This is a genomic window from Sneathiella sp. (assembly GCF_047631475.1).
In the GTDB taxonomy this organism is placed as follows: Bacteria; Pseudomonadota; Alphaproteobacteria; order Sneathiellales; family Sneathiellaceae; genus Sneathiella.
On sequence record NZ_JBLHZT010000060.1, the window covers coordinates 1 to 16,181 of the forward strand.

The 16,181-nt window shown below is 47.1% G+C and carries 17 protein-coding genes; 9 read left to right on the top strand and 8 right to left on the bottom strand.

Annotated features, from left to right (window positions below; genetic code table 11):
• The coding region (locus ACJAYR_RS16930; RefSeq protein ID WP_415237694.1) for a hypothetical protein at positions 1 to 407 on the top strand (407 nt) is incomplete at its 5' end.
• A gap of 156 nt (positions 408 to 563) precedes the next feature.
• Here the strand turns inward: ACJAYR_RS16930 and ACJAYR_RS16935 are convergent.
• Both ACJAYR_RS16935 and ACJAYR_RS16940 read right to left on the bottom strand, forming a co-directional pair.
• Positions 564 to 1,775 carry a sensor histidine kinase gene (locus ACJAYR_RS16935; protein ID WP_415237695.1) on the bottom strand — a complete coding sequence of 404 codons (1,212 nt, stop codon included), beginning with the start codon at positions 1,773 to 1,775 and terminating at the stop codon, positions 564 to 566.
• A gap of 91 nt (positions 1,776 to 1,866) precedes the next feature.
• Positions 1,867 to 2,799, bottom strand: coding sequence for a LysR family transcriptional regulator (locus ACJAYR_RS16940; RefSeq protein ID WP_415237696.1), 933 nt, complete (start codon positions 2,797 to 2,799; stop codon positions 1,867 to 1,869).
• A 63-nt stretch (positions 2,800 to 2,862) separates the two neighbouring features.
• Between ACJAYR_RS16940 and ACJAYR_RS16945 the strand changes: the two genes are divergently transcribed.
• From ACJAYR_RS16945 to ACJAYR_RS16955, 3 genes are all read left to right on the top strand, one after another.
• The gene (locus ACJAYR_RS16945; protein ID WP_415237697.1) at positions 2,863 to 3,156 is read left to right on the top strand and encodes a DUF1330 domain-containing protein; all 294 of its coding nucleotides are present in this window, start codon (positions 2,863 to 2,865) and stop codon (positions 3,154 to 3,156) included.
• A 123-nt stretch (positions 3,157 to 3,279) separates the two neighbouring features.
• The gene (locus ACJAYR_RS16950; RefSeq protein WP_415237698.1) at positions 3,280 to 3,885 is read left to right on the top strand and encodes an NADPH-dependent FMN reductase; all 606 of its coding nucleotides are present in this window, start codon (positions 3,280 to 3,282) and stop codon (positions 3,883 to 3,885) included.
• 59 nt (positions 3,886 to 3,944) lie between these two features.
• Positions 3,945 to 4,397, top strand: a complete 453-nt coding sequence (locus ACJAYR_RS16955) for a GNAT family N-acetyltransferase (RefSeq protein WP_415237699.1) — start codon at positions 3,945 to 3,947, stop codon at positions 4,395 to 4,397.
• Here ACJAYR_RS16955 and ACJAYR_RS16960 read toward each other — a convergent pair.
• Positions 4,394 to 5,647 carry a flavin-dependent oxidoreductase gene (locus ACJAYR_RS16960; RefSeq protein WP_415237700.1) on the bottom strand — a complete coding sequence of 418 codons (1,254 nt, stop codon included), beginning with the start codon at positions 5,645 to 5,647 and terminating at the stop codon, positions 4,394 to 4,396. The genes ACJAYR_RS16955 and ACJAYR_RS16960 overlap by 4 nt on opposite strands.
• Before the next feature lie 79 nt (positions 5,648 to 5,726).
• Positions 5,727 to 6,734 (bottom strand): hypothetical protein, encoded by a 1,008-nt coding sequence (locus ACJAYR_RS16965; protein WP_415237701.1) that lies wholly within the window; start codon positions 6,732 to 6,734, stop codon positions 5,727 to 5,729.
• A gap of 216 nt (positions 6,735 to 6,950) precedes the next feature.
• Between ACJAYR_RS16965 and ACJAYR_RS16970 the strand changes: the two genes are divergently transcribed.
• A complete protein-coding gene (locus ACJAYR_RS16970; RefSeq protein WP_415237702.1) occupies positions 6,951 to 7,175 on the top strand; it encodes a hypothetical protein in 225 nt (74 codons plus the stop codon).
• 30 nt (positions 7,176 to 7,205) lie between these two features.
• On the opposite strand, the gene ACJAYR_RS16975 is transcribed toward ACJAYR_RS16970, so the two are convergent.
• On the bottom strand, positions 7,206 to 7,973 hold the full coding sequence (locus tag ACJAYR_RS16975; RefSeq protein ID WP_415237703.1) for an SDR family NAD(P)-dependent oxidoreductase: 768 nt from the start codon (positions 7,971 to 7,973) through the stop codon (positions 7,206 to 7,208).
• A gap of 161 nt (positions 7,974 to 8,134) precedes the next feature.
• On the opposite strand from ACJAYR_RS16975, the gene ACJAYR_RS16980 reads away from it, so the two are divergent.
• Together ACJAYR_RS16980 and ACJAYR_RS16985 are read left to right on the top strand one after the other, a co-directional pair.
• Positions 8,135 to 9,439, top strand: a complete 1,305-nt coding sequence (locus ACJAYR_RS16980; protein WP_415237704.1) for a diguanylate cyclase domain-containing protein — start codon at positions 8,135 to 8,137, stop codon at positions 9,437 to 9,439.
• Between the two features lie 64 nt (positions 9,440 to 9,503).
• On the top strand, positions 9,504 to 10,148 hold the full coding sequence (locus ACJAYR_RS16985; protein WP_415237705.1) for a DsbA family oxidoreductase: 645 nt from the start codon (positions 9,504 to 9,506) through the stop codon (positions 10,146 to 10,148).
• A gap of 5 nt (positions 10,149 to 10,153) precedes the next feature.
• Here ACJAYR_RS16985 and ACJAYR_RS16990 read toward each other — a convergent pair whose 3' ends face one another.
• The 3 genes from ACJAYR_RS16990 to ACJAYR_RS17000 are packed head-to-tail and all read right to left on the bottom strand — an operon-like array spanning position 10,154 to position 14,184.
• The gene (locus tag ACJAYR_RS16990) at positions 10,154 to 10,390 is read right to left on the bottom strand and encodes a DUF2164 domain-containing protein (RefSeq protein ID WP_415237706.1); all 237 of its coding nucleotides are present in this window, start codon (positions 10,388 to 10,390) and stop codon (positions 10,154 to 10,156) included.
• A 10-nt stretch (positions 10,391 to 10,400) separates the two neighbouring features.
• Positions 10,401 to 13,898 carry a transcription-repair coupling factor gene (gene mfd, locus ACJAYR_RS16995; RefSeq protein WP_415237707.1) on the bottom strand — a complete coding sequence of 1,166 codons (3,498 nt, stop codon included), beginning with the start codon at positions 13,896 to 13,898 and terminating at the stop codon, positions 10,401 to 10,403.
• Entirely contained in the window at positions 13,891 to 14,184 is a 294-nt protein-coding gene (locus ACJAYR_RS17000) for a succinate dehydrogenase assembly factor 2 (RefSeq protein ID WP_415237708.1), read from the bottom strand. The genes mfd and ACJAYR_RS17000 overlap by 8 nt, the downstream gene beginning before the upstream one ends.
• Positions 14,185 to 14,293: 109 nt before the next feature.
• On the opposite strand from ACJAYR_RS17000, the gene ACJAYR_RS17005 reads away from it, so the two are divergent.
• Together ACJAYR_RS17005 and ACJAYR_RS17010 are read left to right on the top strand one after the other, a co-directional pair.
• Positions 14,294 to 15,190 (top strand): hypothetical protein, encoded by an 897-nt coding sequence (locus tag ACJAYR_RS17005; protein WP_415237709.1) that lies wholly within the window; start codon positions 14,294 to 14,296, stop codon positions 15,188 to 15,190.
• Positions 15,168 to 16,181 (top strand): ATP-dependent DNA helicase RecG (locus ACJAYR_RS17010; protein ID WP_415237710.1); only part of this gene is annotated, 1,014 nt, incomplete at its 3' end. The genes ACJAYR_RS17005 and ACJAYR_RS17010, both read left to right, overlap by 23 nt.

A 16,181-nucleotide genomic window follows, 5' to 3' on the forward strand; every position in this document is an offset into this window, starting at 1 on the left:
CGGACTCCTGCCCACATAAACTGTTTCTTGATAAAAGCGCAGGTGTGATTTTTATTAGACATGGCGCAGTATTAAATTTCGATATTCTGATGCAAGTCGCAACGGAAGCGAATGAAACGGCTGGGCTATTACCCGGATATGGTAGTTTTGTAGATTTCCGATGTTGTGAACGGATTGATCTCACAAGTGATGATGTGCGTAAGGTCAATGATTTTGTTCAAAAAAAGATGGCTTGGCGCGGCACTTTTCCAATTGCTTTTGTTACAGCCTCAAAACTGACCCACGGCATTTCCCGCATGTATGGCAGTTTCCTGAGCGAAGGTTCCCCTACGGTGAATATATTCACTTCACCAGAACCCGCGTTGGAATGGTTAGGACTTCCCAGAGATTATAAGCTTCCCTTCTAACGAACTGAAGTGGGCAACCGCTTTTTTATGTGGCCACACTCTCATTATTTGTTTGATGGGGCAAAAGTGAGAATGACCCACACAGATACAAATTGCCTGTCGCCGCTAAGGAATGGTGGTTTTTTTGAAGCCGGCTTCTTGAACAGAACCGTCGCGTTAAAGTTCTGCGCTTATTTTTATGTCGTCAGTTTCGTTTGCGTCCGATGCCACCGCATTGGCAGCAGGCCGTACTTTTGGCAGGTATAGAGTGCATGTTGTGCCGTTCTTTCCGTCACTTTCGATCGCGGCCTTTCCGTTTTGCAATTCAGCCAGTTTCTGAAAATAGGAAAGTCCGATACCAAGGTTTTCGTCGGCCTGGGTCAAGGCGTTTCCGGACTTTGAAAAAATATCGAAGACTGTTTTTAACTGTTCAGGCGGAATTCCGGGACCATTATCAGTGACAGAGATAGCGACGAAGTTGGTTTTGAGTTGTTCCGATATTTGAACAGTAACCGTACCGTCTTCTGGTGAGAATTTAATGGCATTATCAAGTACATGCATTATGGCCTGTCGGGTTGCATTCTCGTCGAATTCGGCAAAAATCGGCGTGTCTCTGTCTGTATTTATTTCAATCGAGATACCCTTGTTTTTTGCGATTGATCTCATATGTTTGGCCAATGGATCAATGGTTTCCAGAACATTGAGGGGCTCGATCGTCGCCACATAATTTCGGGTATCAATATGAGCCATTTCGATGATGGAATTCACCAGATTAAGAAGTCTGTTACCAGAAACTGAAATATAATTGGCATATTCCTTTTTTTCTTCATCTGAAACCGGGTGGCTGCCTCTTAGAATATCGGCAAAACCAATGATCGCATTCAATGGAGTTCTAAGTTCGTGACTGGTATTTCTTAAAAAATCAGTTTTCGATTTTTCTGCTTGTATGGCCACTTCCCGCTGCTCGATATATTCAACGGTCAAAACCTCAAGATCTCGGGCCTGTAGGCTCAGGAATTTATTATTTTCCTCTAATTCTTTTTGTAAAGTCCGTCTTTTTTTGATTTGATCATTCAATAGAATGACAGCTTTACTCCATCGTATGAGACCAATAACGACGCAAAGAATACCCACATAATAGGCGCTGTTATAGGAAATGCGGATGATGTCACGTGTTTCGAAAGTGGGAGAAAAGGTATCAATAAAAACAGGTGATAGGAATAGTAAGTTGGCAAGTCCCGCGACCGCTAAGGAGCCGAAACCAACTTGAATAAGAATTATCCCCTTGTCTGAATAAGGGACCTGACGGCGAATTCGAAAAAAATATAAAAATGCGAGCGCTAGAATAGCGAATCTTATCGCAGATAAATATGTTTCGATTTCGCCCATTTGATACCAAAAACTTCCGTTTAAACTAGTATCCTCTTACTTCATGTTTCCTTTATTTATTGTTAATCTTAAATAATATAATGCTGTAATATCATTGCTTTCCCAAAAAAGTGTCGGTGTGATTTTTCAATCCGTCTGAGACAAATTGCATAAACAACCGGATCCGTGACACATTCTTTAGATCGGGATGGGTGAGCGCCCAGATATCTTTATTTTTCGTGGGCGTGCAGCCGGGCAACGGTACAAGATCGGGATCACTCTCCCCTAAAAAACAGGGCAACCGGCTAACACCGATGCCCCTTTTTACAGCTGTCAGAAGAACAATCATTGCATCGGTTTTGAGAATTTCATTGCAGCCTGGATACACTTTTTTCAATTCATCTAAAATAGTCGAGGACCATTCTACATGATTGATAAACTTTATGTTTGTTGATTTGTCTATAGTCCCATCCGTTGATCGCAATTGCGCCAAATATGCGTTGGAGATATAAAAGCAACGATTTTGTCGCATAATGCGGCGACCAAATAAGTGGCTGTCCGGTTGATCCCCAACCCGGATGGCAACGTCGGCTTCCCTTTTGCTGAGATTGAAATTCTCGCTCGCCGTTCGGACAGTGATGTCTATTTGTGGATAGAGGGCCATAAACGCGTGTACGATATCTGCGATATAGGTCTGATATAGCTGATCAGCGACCGTAATTTGTAAGGGACCTGCAATTTCTGTGTCTTTCGATGCGATTTCACGGCGCAACGCAAAGACTTCTTTCTCAATGCGCTCAGACGAGGCAATTGCTTTATGCCCGGCATCTGTTGGCACAAAATTTTTAGCGATTCTGTCGAATAACCGAACATTCATTTTTTCTTCAATGGCGGTTATTCTTCTGGAAACCGTCGTGTGGTTCACGGAAAGCGAACGCGCAGCGGCACTTAAACTTCCATGGCGGCCAACGGCCAGAATATATTTATAACTGTCCCAATCTTCCATCTGTGCATTTTTGCACAGAAATTTCGCAATGTTTAGCATTTATTATCAGGTCGATGCTGACTAGATACAAGGCGACAACTTCCACAATTAAAGGTTCTTGATATGTCAGTACAATTCATCGCGCTTATTTCTGTAAAACATCCGGATAAAATGAATGAGTATAAAAAAGTGTCATCGGATGCTTTGGCAAAACATCAGGGAAAAGTACTTGCCGGACTTCCTGCTCCTGAAGCGTTGGAAGGGGATGGTGAAATACCGGATGTTATTGCAATCCTCGAATTTCCATCGATTGATCATGCGCGTGCGTGGCGCCAGGATCCCGACCTTGCCCCGGTTCATGCCTTAAGAAATGGGGCCGGAAGTTCGACAATTTTGGCCCTTCCCGCCTTAAAATAAAATTTTACAAATCAGGCGGGGGTGGCTTTTTATTAACCAATGAAACCCCCGTCCTGATTAGTTTTGCTTGACGTAATTACAGGCGTGCTTACCTAAAAGGTCTACATACTTTAAGGAAATAGCATGATCAAAATCGGTATAGTAATTGGCAGTATCAGGGAAAATTCTGAATCTTCCCGAATATCTCATTATGTTGATGGTTTATTGCATCGGACCCATTTGGATTGCGAGACAGAGATTTTTGATTTGCGTCTGCTGGACCTTCCTTTATGGACTGAAGACAAATGGGATAGCAATAGCCCGGTAAGTCAAAACTGGTTGCCGCTTTCACGTCAATTGTCAGAGTGTGATGGATTTGTTTTTGTGGTTCCCGAATGGGCGGGAATGGCCCCTCCTCATCTTAAAAACTTCCTATTGATGTGCGATAAGGGTGAACTGGCCCACAAACCCTGTCAGTTGATCGGAATTAGTTCTGGCATGGGCGGCGCATATCCTGTTGCTGAACTACGGATGAGCGGATATAAAAACAACATGCTGATGTGGCTACCCGATCACATGATTTTGCGAAACGTTACACAGCTTTTTGTCGATACGCCGCCGAACAGTCTTGATCTGACGCTCACCGAACGGCTTGATTATTCGCTGGGCTTTTTGGTTGATACGGCGATTGCCTTGAAACCGGTCCGCGACAAGAACCAGAATCTGGAAAAATACAAATTTGGAATGTGATCATCTTCCATTATAGAGACGCAAAACAACAGGACTGTGTTGTTATAACTGCAATTGAGATGGACGCCGGGGAAGCTTTGCGTGCATATGGCCTAGATCACGTTGCTGACCTGCCGGTTGATCCCGCTGCCTATTTGATCGGACTTGAAAAAGAATGCCTGCTGCTTGTTGCCTGCGATGCAGCCGACAAGCCTGTTGGCTTTGCGTTTGTGAAGCCAATAGACGGTCAGGCCCACCTTAAAGAAATCTCAGTTTCACGCCGATTTATGCGCCAGGGAATTGGAAAAAAATTGCTTAGTTTGTCGGAAAAGTGGGCCAAGGATCAGGGGTTTCAAAAGATAACCCTGACGACCTATGAATTTATTCCTTTTAACGCCCCATTTTATCAGGCTATGGGATATTCAATTTTCTCGCCAGCTAAAGGATGGCCATCGCTTTTGGAAACTCGGCAACAGGAAAAGGCGCACGGCCTGGATGTTCAGCCGCGCGTCTGCATGTACAAAAACCTTTAAGGAGCCTGCTTCAAACTGTCCTTATCAAATCCTGCAAGCTTTTTATAGGCGGTCGCGACCTCTTCCAGTTGGTCCGCCGGAATACAGGTATGTATGTCCGCGCAGTCCCCGGTACAGACATCTTTCACCATTTCCATGACCCTTTCCGGCCCTGTTTCTCGATTGGCGAGACTGATGCGCGTTGTATGTGGGCGCCGATTGTCTTCATATTGTGTCAGAATATCGGTAATGTTTCCGCCCTTTTCCAATAGAGAAACAAACTCCATGGCGTCCAGTACGCCCTGAGACACACCGTTGGATCCATTTGGATACATGGCATGGGCCGCATCGCCCATAAGGGTGATCCTGTCAAAGCTCCATTTCGGAATTGGGTCCCGGTCAATCATGGGAAATTTGTGAATGGAAATTGCGTTATCAAATAATGCGTTAATGTCCAGCCAACCAAGATCCCACGAGTCAAAATCAAACTTGAACTCTGATAACAGGCCTTCTGCATTCCAATCAGCCTGCCGTCCGGCTAAATCAGACGGGATCCTCCGCTCTGCAATCCAGTTAATATAGGATTTTCCGCGCGCAGCACTTTCGGCTCGGATCGGATAAGCGACGAGTTTCAGATCATTATGTCCCGCCATGAACATGGATTTTCCGTCCTTGAAGGGCGCCATTTCCGTCACCCCGCGCCATAACATTTGACCGGAATAATGCGGCGGCCCTTCATCAGGATACAAAATTTTCCGCAAACGGGAGTTTATACCATCCGCGCCAATCAGATAGTCAGCATGGGCTTTTTGCTGTTCCTGGGTACCGTCATGGTTTGTGAAATAGGCGGTTACACCGTCGCCATCCTGTTCATATCGATCAAACCGGTGATCCATAAACAGACAGTCTTCTCCCAGACGTTCTTTTACGGCCGCCAAAAGAATCATGTGAAAATCACCGCGATGTATGGAAAATTGCGGGACATCGTAACCGGCGGCCAGACCCCGCGCCTCGCTCCAGATGGTTTTACCGTCTTCGGTATAATAGCTGAGACTGGATGTTTCGATCGCAACCTTTCTAAGGGCGTCCAATAAACCCAGTTTCGCCAAATTCTGGACAGAATGCGGAAGAAGGTTAATCCCGACACCAAGCGGTAATAGTTCAGGAACAGTCTCATAAATACGGCATTTAAATCCTTTTTGATGCAAGGCGAGGGCCAATGTCAAACCAACGAGCCCTCCCCCTACGATTATGCCTTCTGGTTTTTGCACGACCCTTTATCCTCCCGCGAAATAGTTTTATTTGTAACTATATCCAGGGGGCTGGTTCAAACGCAAGGGTCTTCGGCAATTACAGTTTCGACCGGATCTTGATGTTTTCCGCAAAGTCTTCGACATGTAGGCGAATTTGGGCGCTGTCTTCCGGTTCTGCGAGCACTTCTGAACTCAACATGTAATCATACTTTTCTGCAAACGCCTGTTTAAGCGGATACCCTGCGGCAGTGATTAAGCGGGCGGCCAGGATTTCCATTGGATCGATATATTTTTCGAAATCTCCTAAAATGAGAGGGCCTTCGCCATAGGCATAGGCCAACGGAATTTCTGTGCACCCCATAATGACGCTATAATTTTCCTTTTTTGCCGATCGTTGGGCATGGCCTTCTTTCAATAGATCGATGACAACATCAAAAACCCATTTTGCTTCAGAAAAATGGGGCTCGCTTCCTTTTACACCGATTTCCGGGTCATAAATTGCAGCCATGACAGCAGCTTGCGGCGCAGCACTGATTTTCCTTAGGTCGGGATTTCCTTCCTGCGTTAGGAAATAACTCAGTCTCTTTGTGTTTTTGTCCTGTGGGTTGGGAACATCTCGTGTTTCAAGAACTGGAATTTGTGAACTATAGACCTGTGTTTCCCGGGTGCCAGAGGTCGACAAAAGGATGATCTCGTCGGACGGCAGCTTTTGCTGAATGTAATTTTTTGTCTCTTCGATCATGTTGATGGGGCAAATCTGTTTGCTTTCCAATTGTTCCAGATAAGCTTCATACACAACTCTAGAGTGAAAAGTGTTGCAGGGAACGCCGACCACGAATTTCTGCGCCACCGCTTCAAATGCGTGACAGGCCACATTGACAGAAGATCCCATGGCCATTCCAGGATTGATCCCCTGTTGGTTGCCAAGCAGGTACGCAGTCCGATCAAGGACGTAGGGTGACATTGAAAGATGGATTACCGGGGCATGTCCCTGATCTCCCATGCCACGATTATCAAGCATATCAATAAGTTTCTGATGAAAAGCAACGCCTGCTGCGGGCCCGACCCCACCACCAACGACAATAAAATTTCTTTTAGGACACATTATACTACCTATACTTTTATTTATGATTAAAAATAAGTGGTATTGATGTGTTTCTAAAAAAGTGACAGGTAGAAAATTGGATGACAGATGTGTGCAAGCTGGCTATTTTTAATACTGTACTATGTCACTTGCTTTCATTTCGGCTGATATCCCTGATTGGACAAAGTGTGTTTTGGTCATCGAAAGCTTGTTTAAATTTTAAGTGGAAATTTTTGGATGAGCGTTGAAATTGATCCGTCAATCCTTGAAATGATTGAAGAATGTTATCTCGAAACTGTTGATGAGGCTATTGGTGCCGGCCACAGCAAGCTTATCGCACATAAAGAAGGGGTAACGGGGGCTTCCATGCTTCTGGCATCGATGACCAGCATGGAAGATGAAGAAGCGAAACATCTTGTGGTTTCCCTGAATTTGCGTCCGGGAACAACAGGTGAAACTTGATCTGGGTATCACCTGTTGTCCAGCAAAAAATCAGAATCCCTTGGCTGTCAGGCCATCATCAACATCAATCATGCTACCGGTCATGAAATCAGAGCCGGGTCCTGCAAGAAGCAGTAAAGCACCATCTAACACCTCAGGATCCCCCACACGGCGGCGCGGCAAACGACTGATCAGTTTTTTTCCGTGATCCGTGTCCCAATAATCGCGATTAATGCCAGTGACAATATATCCAGGGTTAATGCCATTGACATTGATGTTATACCGCCCCCATTCATCTGCAAGGGCGGCTGTCATATGCTTAACGGCTGCTTTTGACATGCAATAGGCAATATTCTGCTTCAAGACCCGGTTCGAGGCGACGGACGCGATATTGATAATTTTACCGCCATGCCCGTGTTTGATCATGCTTTGACCGACCGCCTGCGCGACAAAGAAAGCTCCTTTGGCATTTGTATCCATCACGGCGTCGAAATCTTCTTCACTAATGGCTTCCGAAGGAGACAACGCGCTTATACCTGAATTGTTGACCAGAATGTCAACCGGCCCCAATTCTGTTTCAGCGGCGGCAACTGCCGAACGGATGCTTGCAACATCTGTTACATCCATCCGGACAGGAAGGGCGCGGCCATCGAAGCCTTCGATTTCCTTCGCCAGTGTTTCCAGCTTATCGGTACTGCGCGCAGCCAGCGTAACTTTGGCGCCAGCACGGGCAAGCGTCAGAGCAAACTGCCACCCTAATCCGGAAGAGGCTCCTGTCACCAGAGCATGCTTTCCCTCTAGAAATGTGGGTGAATTCACTGTTTATCTCCTCTTTTTTCTTGTTTCATTGGCGCACATCATTCACTGCGGGCCGAATAAAATCAAGGCTTTGAGATTTCTCAAAATTCTGGCCCGCGAAAAAGACAATTTTAACTAAATTTTGCTTCAATAGGGTACAAATAAATCAGGGAAGAAAAAATATGTCTGTCTCCGCTCAGATTTTGGTCGTTTCCAATAAAGAGGAAGCGGCCCTGACCAAATGCCTGACGGGCTTTGGATATGCCGCCTCAAGAATGGACTATTCCAAGTTCAAAAGTGAAAAGATTGCCTCCCCTTTGTATGACTTGATCTTGTTCCTGAATAACGATGGGCGTGATCAGTTATCCGGCTTGAAGGAAGCATTGACCGAACAGACTTCTCAAATCCTGATCATCGGAGAAAATCCTTTTTCAGACAGCATCCAGTCTATCCCCACGACATTTTGTGATATGGAACTGGAACGACGGCTTGCCTCTCTTGTGCGCCTGCAGGTCATGAAACGAGAATTTATCAGACGCTCTGAAACCACGTCGCAATATGGGTTGAAAGCCAAAGATCTTCCTGATCCTGTATCAGAGGAAACCAGCAAAAATATTCTTCTTGTTGGTACAGAGAGTGATGTATTAGGCCAGGTGATGTTGCAGCTGGATCGTGGAACCCAGATAAATGTCTGCCAAAACGCCATGTCAGCGATGGACGAGTTGCAGTCCACGCAGTATGACGCGATGATCCTGTTAGGGGCGGGCCAAGGAGATGTCAATCTTCGCTTCGCCAACGATGTTCGGGCAAATAGCCGGCTTTTTAATCTGCCAATCATCTTTATTCTTGATCATGAAAGCAATCGGCAGGCGGCTTATGTCCACGGCGCTTCCGATATTGTTTTAAATCCGTCTGAAATGAAAAATCTGAGAGTGAGAACTTTTCTGCATATCAATCAGGCGGATTATCGATTTTCTCTTCAAAAGCTTTTCAAGACATCCAAGCCCCTTCCGGTTACGGATGGTCCCACCGATTTGTATTCTTTTGGCTTCATGCGGGCACATCTGAATAACCTGATCTCAGATCATCGTGCGGAAGACAAGTATTTGACGATTGCAACACTCGATATTACCAACCTCAAGGCAATTAATGAAGAATTTGGCTACGCCGCGGGCGATCAGGTCTTGCGGCAGATTGGAAATATCATTTCCTTCCTGGTTCGCGGTGAAGATATATGTTGCCGGTATGAAGGGAACAAGTTTCTGATCGCCCTGCCCTGCACCGGGATTGATCAGGCCCGCTTTGCCCTAAACCGTGTTTACGGGGTGACAAAAACGACAGAATTTGCTGTGGCGGGACAGGATAAACCGGTTGCCGCTAGGGTTGAAATGGGATTGGCTGAAATGGCGGAACAGGAAACCGTTGAAGAAACCATCCGGCGTTGCAAAGGTGTGAGTATGGTCACAACACAAGCGGCGGCCAGTTAATTCTGGAACAATCATTCAAATAAGGGGCTTGTTTCAGACCGCCGGTCTCCCTATTCTATATCCTATGAAAATAGATATTGTCTCTGATACGGTCTGTCCCTGGTGCCTTATTGGCAAACGCAAATTAGAAGCTGCGTTGGCAGAACGACCTGATCTGGATGTCGAGATTACCTGGCATCCCTTTCAGCTTCATCCCGATATGCCCAAAGAAGGCGCTGATCGGACGGAATTCATCACACAAAAATTTGGTAGCATTGAGCGGGCCAAAGAATTGTATGAAAATGTCAGGCAGGCGGGTGCGGCCGTCGGATTGGACTTTCAATTCGGTAAGGTTAAGCGATCTCCTAATACGTTGAATTCGCACCGGCTTATTCGGTGGGCCGAGACAGCTGGCTTGCAAAATGAAGTCGTGGAAATCCTGTTCCGGAAGTTCTTTATGGAAGGGGCCGATCTGGGTGATGATCAGGTGTTGATCGATGCTGCCAGTGAAGCCGGTATGGACGTCGAGATCGTCAAGAACCTTCTGGAAAGTGACGCCGATGTCGAACTGGTGTCTCAAGAAGATGCGCGGGCCCGTGAAATGGGTATCAGCGGTGTTCCGTTCTTCATTTTTGACAACAAATATGCGTTGTCAGGGGCACAGGATCCGGCAACCTTTATTCAAGTCATTGAACAGATTGAAACAGAAGCAAATGAGGCGACTTCTTAGGACGTTCAGTCTTCTTCATACTTGTTAAATTCGACGTCCAGATCTTCAACCTTTGAGAGCAGAAAAGCCTGAATATCCGTCACAGCCTGATTATACTGTGACGGACCAATTTTCTTCACCATGAAGTTAACAAGTTGTAACGCTCTGAAATGGCTGATGTTTTCGTCAAATTCAGTGGCAAAAAACTGACCAAGTTCTGTTGCAATCTGTTCTTTGGTTTCATCACTTAACCCGACCTGCATTCTTCCGATCCTATCTTGCTTTGGCGATTTTGGCCAAATTCTGGGATAACCATAAAACACCTTTCAAACGATCATCCGGGTGATCCCACGACCGGGTGTAGACCATTTTGTGATCGGCGCGCAATTTCGCTGAACCGGGCTGTTTCGATATAAAGGCGACCAGTCCGCCCGGATTGTCAAAACGATTACCCCTGAAGGTCAAAACGGCCCCTTTTGGTCCCGCTTCAATTTTCTCAATATTTGCAGCTTTACAATATTGTTTGATGGTCATGACTTCCACCAGATGTTTAACCTCTTCCGGCATCGAGCCAAAACGGTCGACCATTTCAACAGCAAACGCATTTATTTCCTGTTCTGTGTCCTGGGCCGCGATCCGGCGATACAAATCCATTCGGACCGTAATGTCAGAGACATAACTCTCAGGAATGAGCACTGATGTACCGATATTGATCGATGGTGACCATTTATCTTCGGCTTCTTCACCGCCCTCAAGAGTACCATCGCGGGCAGCCGCAACGGCTTCTTCCAGCATTTCCTGGTATAACTCGAACCCGACTTCTTTCACATGCCCGGATTGTTCATCCCCAAGCAGGTTTCCAGCGCCGCGAATATCAAGATCATGGCTGGCTAATGTAAAGCCTGCTCCCAAGGTATCAAGGGATTGAAGAACACGTAGCCGCCGTTCGGCTGCGGCTGTCGGTTTTTTGCGGGGCGGTAACGTCAGATACGCATAGGCCCGCGTTTTCGAACGACCAATTCGACCCCGAATTTGGTAAAGCTGCGCCAGACCAAACATATCTGCGCGATATGTAATAAGCGTATTGGCTGTTGGAATATCCAAACCGGACTCGACAATATTTGTTGCCACCAGAACATCATATGCCCCGTCATAAAAGGCGTTCATGGTATCATCCAGCTCTTTTGCCGGCATTTGACCGTGAGCGGTTACAAACTTGACCTCGGGGACATGCTCTTTCAGGTATTTGCCAACTTCTTTCAAATCGGTCAGTCTGGGGCAGACAAAGAAACTTTGGCCGCCTCTGTAATGTTCGCGCAGCAAAGCTTCGCGGATCACAACCGGGTCAAAAGGCAGAACAAATGTTCGAACAGCAAGCCTGTCTACCGGCGGGGTTGCAATAATTGATAAATCCCGAATGCCGGTCATGGCCAGTTGCAATGTTCTGGGTATGGGGGTTGCTGTTAAAGTCAAAACATGCAGATCTGCGCGCATTTCTTTTAAACGTTCTTTATGAACCACACCGAAATGCTGTTCTTCATCAACGATCACAAGTCCAAGATTTTTGAAATCGACACTTTTTCCAAGCAATGCATGAGTGCCGATCACAATATCCACCTGACCGGCGGCCAGCCCTTTTTTGGTGAGCGTCGCTTCTTTCGTTGTGACCATGCGGGATAGTTGCGCAACATTAACGGGAAGGCCCGCAAATCGCTGGCTGAAAGTCTTGTAGTGCTGACGCGACAGAAGCGTTGTTGGCGTTACAACAGCGACCTGCTTGCCGGCAAGGGCGGCTGAAAAAGCGGCCCGCAGCGCTACTTCTGTTTTACCGAACCCAACATCCCCACAGATCAATCGATCCATGGGTTTGCCAGAGGTCAAATCATCCAGCGTATTATTGATGGCATTCAGCTGATCTTCGGTTTCCTCAAATGGAAAGCCCGCGCAAAATTCGGCATATGCCCCATCCGGCGGTATCAATCGCTCGGCTTTTTTCAAATGGCGGGATGCGGCAATTTTAATAAGCTGATCGGCCATTTCCATGACCTTTTTCTTCAGCTTGGCTTTTTTCGCCTGCCAGCCACTTCCGCCCAGCCGATCAAGGGTCGCGCCTGCATCCGCGCCGCCATATCGGGACAGCATTTCGATATTTTCAACGGGCAGGTAGATTTTGTCCCCACCATCATATAGCAGCGTGACACAATCATGCGGTGCGCCGGAAATATCGATGGTTTTCAACCCTTCATATTGAGCCACACCATGATCAACGTGAACAACATAATCCATTGGCGACAGCTGTGAAGCTTCGGCAATGAAATTGTCACTCTTACGAGACATTTTACGGGGCCGAACAAGACGGTCTCCCAAAACATCCTGCTCTCCAATGACAACGAAATCGGGCGCTTCAAAGCCTTTATCCAAACCCAATACGGTTAAATAAGGGATGTTCAGATTGCTTTTCAGGTCTTCAAAAGACGAAATACGACTGATCGGGCTGATCCCGTGATCTTTCAGAACCTTTTCGTTTCTTTCCAAGGAGCCCTCTGAAAAGTGGGTCAAAATGGTCTGTTTGCCCTGCCCCAGTATCTGCGTAATGTGCTTTCGCAGATGGTCGTAAATATTACTGTCCTGAAGTTTTCGTTCAGGGGCAAAATCACGCCCTTCTTTTCCTTGAGCATCAAAAATGTCTGCGCCTACAGCGCCGCTGCGATATGGAGAAATCTGGCACGTTGCCCGAACCGATAGCAAGTCGTTCCATTCTTCCAGTGTGACATACAGTTTTTCAGGCGAAAGCGGGTGATAGTCGACATTTTTACCGATGGCGGCCGCTTCGCGGGTTTCGAAATAGTCCTGAATTGTTTCCAGACGGGCGTCCCGAGATTCATCACACAGATAATCCAGAAAGATCATTGCATCTGGTAGGAAGTCCGTTATCAGCTGCATTTTGTCATGGAACAAGGGTAACCAATGTTCCATACCGACATGTTTGCGCTTTTCACTGACCGCTTCATACAAAGGGTCGTCACCCGTTACACTTCCAAAATTCTCGCGGTAGCCACTTCTAAAACGGGTCACAGCGGCATCATCCAACAGGAATTCTGTTGCTGCTGTAAATTCGATTTGTTTCAGCTTGCCCGTTGATTTTTGACTGAGGGAGTCAAAGGTTCTGATCCCTTCAAGAGTATCACCGAAAAAATCGAGACGGACAGGTTCTTTAAGGGCGGGCGGGAAAATATCAATCAATCCGCCGCGAACAGCGAACTCCCCCTGCTCCATCACGGTACCAATTCGGGAAAAACCGTTGGCAACCAGAAACGCGGTTAACGCTGAAATATCGACAGTGTCGCCAACCTTCGCAGAGAAACGGGCCCCCTTGATCATGTCTATCGAAGGAGTGCGCTGTAACATCGCGTTGACCGTTGTCAGTACGATGCGCGGCTTTTCCGCCTTTTCTGTCAAGCGAGCAAGGCTTGTCATGCGGTGGGCAACAATCTCGGAGTTAGGAGAGACCCGGTCATAGGGTTGACAATCCCACGCGGGAATACTGATCACTTCTATCGAAGGATCAAAAAAGTTGAGGGTCGATTCTGTCGCGGCCATGCGGATATCTTCGCGCAGAACATACAGAATATCCTGCGACGCCTGCGCGGCAACTTTCGCCAGCAAATACGCGTCATATCCCTCAGGAACAGATTCAAGACGACAGTTTTGGTTGGTTTTTTCGAGGCCAATCAGTTTACTGATTACGCTGGACTGAAGGGTGTTAGTCATCACGTCTTAAGTTAGCCGGATCATGTTCAAATACTGCGAAATTCTTGAGCTTGTCCATGACGGGCGTATCAAACTCTTCCGGCGTTTCTTCCCGCCCAACAGCCCACGCATAAATACTGGGATCCCCTGCATGTAACAACGTTTCATAGAGGTCCAATTCACCCTGATCAAATGTATGCACATATTTCTCAGCGAACCGTCCCAGCATCAGGTCAGTCTCTTTCATTCCGGTGTAGCGGGAACGGTGTAAAAGACGTTTTCGGCGTATAACAATATCTTCGGTCATGACTAGCTCTTTTATTGAATGAGCAAGGATATACCCTTTATGTTCCCTTCTGTCAGCATTAAGCTACGCAACAACATGATTATCTTTCTGATAAAGGCAAGGATCCCGTATGCGCCCGGAATTACTATTTCCGCTTTTCAAATCAGCTGAAAGTCTAAAAGGCGTGGGGCCGCGCATGATGGGTCTGCTGCGTAAATTAACAGGCGAACATGTGATTGATCTTGTCTGGCATCTGCCAAGTGGTATCGTGACACGGCAAAAAATTGATCATTTGTCACCGGATTATGTAACAGGTCAGGTGATTGTGACCGTTACCACCCGAAAACACCATCCTTCCAGAAGCCGTCGGGTTCCCTATAAAATAGACTGCGATGTTAATGGCGAGGCTTTAACACTGACTTTCTTCAACGGACGGGAAGATTATTTAAAGCAAAAGCTGCCTGTGGATAAACAAAGGATCGTTGCCGGAAAACTTGAAGAATATGGCGGTGTTTATCAAATTACCCATCCCGATCATATTCTCGACATTAATGATCACGCTGATATTTCAATTCATGAGCCCGTTTACCCGCTAACGGGGGGTATAACGAATAATATGCTGGGCAAAGCCATTCAACAGGCTCTTTCTTTCGTGCCCGTCCTTCCTGAATGGCAGGACCCAACATTGATCACCCGGGAAAAATGGATCGATTGGAAAACCGCCGTCCTGACGGTCCATAATCCAACGGGGGAGAAGGATCTGGAACCAGATAGTCTTCCAAGGCAGCGGCTGGCATATGATGAGTTATTTGCAAATCAATTGGCGTTGGAGCTTGCCCGGCGGAGTATGAAACGTAAGAAAGGCCGGTCCCTGCCAACCAATGGAACCCTGACGGAAGCGGTCATTGATCTGCTTCCCTTTGCTTTAACAGGGGCCCAACGCCGCGCAATTTCAGAAATATCGGCGGATCTAACCGCAAACTATAGGATGCTGCGACTGGTTCATGGGGGACGTGGGCAGTGGTAAAACCATGGTTGCTCTTATGACCATCCTGCAGGCATTGGAAAACGGTGCACAAGCGGCCCTGATGGCCCCCACTGAAATTCTGGCGCGTCAGCATTTGGAAGGCCTGGATCCATATTTCAAACAACTTGGCCTCAAAACCACCTTATTGACCGGACGCTTGAAGGGTAAAAAACGGGCTGCCGTTTTACAGGAACTGGCTGAGGGAACGATCCATGTGGCCATTGGAACCCATGCCCTGTTTCAAGAGGATGTTCAATATCATGATCTGGGGCTTGCGGTCATTGATGAGCAACACCGTTTTGGCGTACATCAGCGATTGGCCTTAAGCGCCAAAGGAAAGCCAGAGACCGGCGGGGTTGATGTGCTCGTGATGACAGCAACACCTATTCCACGCACCTTGGCCCTGACGGCCTACGGCGACATGGATGTGTCGATTATTGATGAAAAACCACCCGGGCGAAAGCCGGTCGATACACGGGCAATTGAAATTGAACGACTGGATGCTCTGGCGACAGGTTTGGGACGAAAAATAGCGGAAAATGAACGCATATATTGGGTATGCCCCCTTGTTGAAGAAAGCGAGGTCAGTGATCTTGCTGCTGCGGAAGACCGCAAGACCTATCTGGAAGCCCTGTATCCCGGTCAGGTTGGCATCGTACATGGCAAGCTGAAATCTGACGAAAAAGAAGCCGCGATGGAGGCCTTCAAGTCAGGCGAAACGCAAATCCTTGTGGCAACAACCGTCATTGAAGTGGGTGTTGATGTTCCCGAGGCCACTGTCATGATCATCGAACATGCCGAACGCTTCGGACTTGCGCAGCTTCATCAGTTGCGCGGCAGGGTCGGCCGTGGCGGTCTCGCTGGAAATTGCCTGTTATTATATGCAGGCCCCCTGGGAGAGACCCAGAAAGCCCGTCTTAAAATCATGCGCGAAACCGAAGATGGTTTTGTGATCGCCGAAGAGGATCTACGATTGCGCGGGGCCGGGGAA

What these genes read in the sequence shown, in the direction of transcription:
- ACJAYR_RS16985 (WP_415237705.1), top strand. Translation starts at nt 9,504, where the DNA reads ATGAAAATAGATATTGTCTCTGATACGGTCTGTCCCTGGTGCCTTATT.
- ACJAYR_RS16935 (WP_415237695.1), bottom strand. Translation starts at nt 1,775, where the DNA reads ATGGGCGAAATCGAAACATATTTATCTGCGATAAGATTCGCTATTCTA.
- ACJAYR_RS16965 (WP_415237701.1), bottom strand. Translation starts at nt 6,734, where the DNA reads ATGTGTCCTAAAAGAAATTTTATTGTCGTTGGTGGTGGGGTCGGGCCC.
- ACJAYR_RS16980 (WP_415237704.1), top strand. Translation starts at nt 8,135, where the DNA reads ATGTCTGTCTCCGCTCAGATTTTGGTCGTTTCCAATAAAGAGGAAGCG.
- ACJAYR_RS16945 (WP_415237697.1), top strand. Translation starts at nt 2,863, where the DNA reads ATGTCAGTACAATTCATCGCGCTTATTTCTGTAAAACATCCGGATAAA.
- ACJAYR_RS16950 (WP_415237698.1), top strand. Translation starts at nt 3,280, where the DNA reads ATGATCAAAATCGGTATAGTAATTGGCAGTATCAGGGAAAATTCTGAA.
- ACJAYR_RS16970 (WP_415237702.1), top strand. Translation starts at nt 6,951, where the DNA reads ATGAGCGTTGAAATTGATCCGTCAATCCTTGAAATGATTGAAGAATGT.
- ACJAYR_RS17005 (WP_415237709.1), top strand. Translation starts at nt 14,294, where the DNA reads ATGCGCCCGGAATTACTATTTCCGCTTTTCAAATCAGCTGAAAGTCTA.
- mfd (WP_415237707.1), bottom strand. Translation starts at nt 13,898, where the DNA reads ATGACTAACACCCTTCAGTCCAGCGTAATCAGTAAACTGATTGGCCTC.
- ACJAYR_RS16940 (WP_415237696.1), bottom strand. Translation starts at nt 2,799, where the DNA reads ATGCTAAACATTGCGAAATTTCTGTGCAAAAATGCACAGATGGAAGAT.
- ACJAYR_RS17000 (WP_415237708.1), bottom strand. Translation starts at nt 14,184, where the DNA reads ATGACCGAAGATATTGTTATACGCCGAAAACGTCTTTTACACCGTTCC.
- ACJAYR_RS16990 (WP_415237706.1), bottom strand. Translation starts at nt 10,390, where the DNA reads ATGCAGGTCGGGTTAAGTGATGAAACCAAAGAACAGATTGCAACAGAA.
- ACJAYR_RS16955 (WP_415237699.1), top strand. Translation starts at nt 3,945, where the DNA reads ATGGACGCCGGGGAAGCTTTGCGTGCATATGGCCTAGATCACGTTGCT.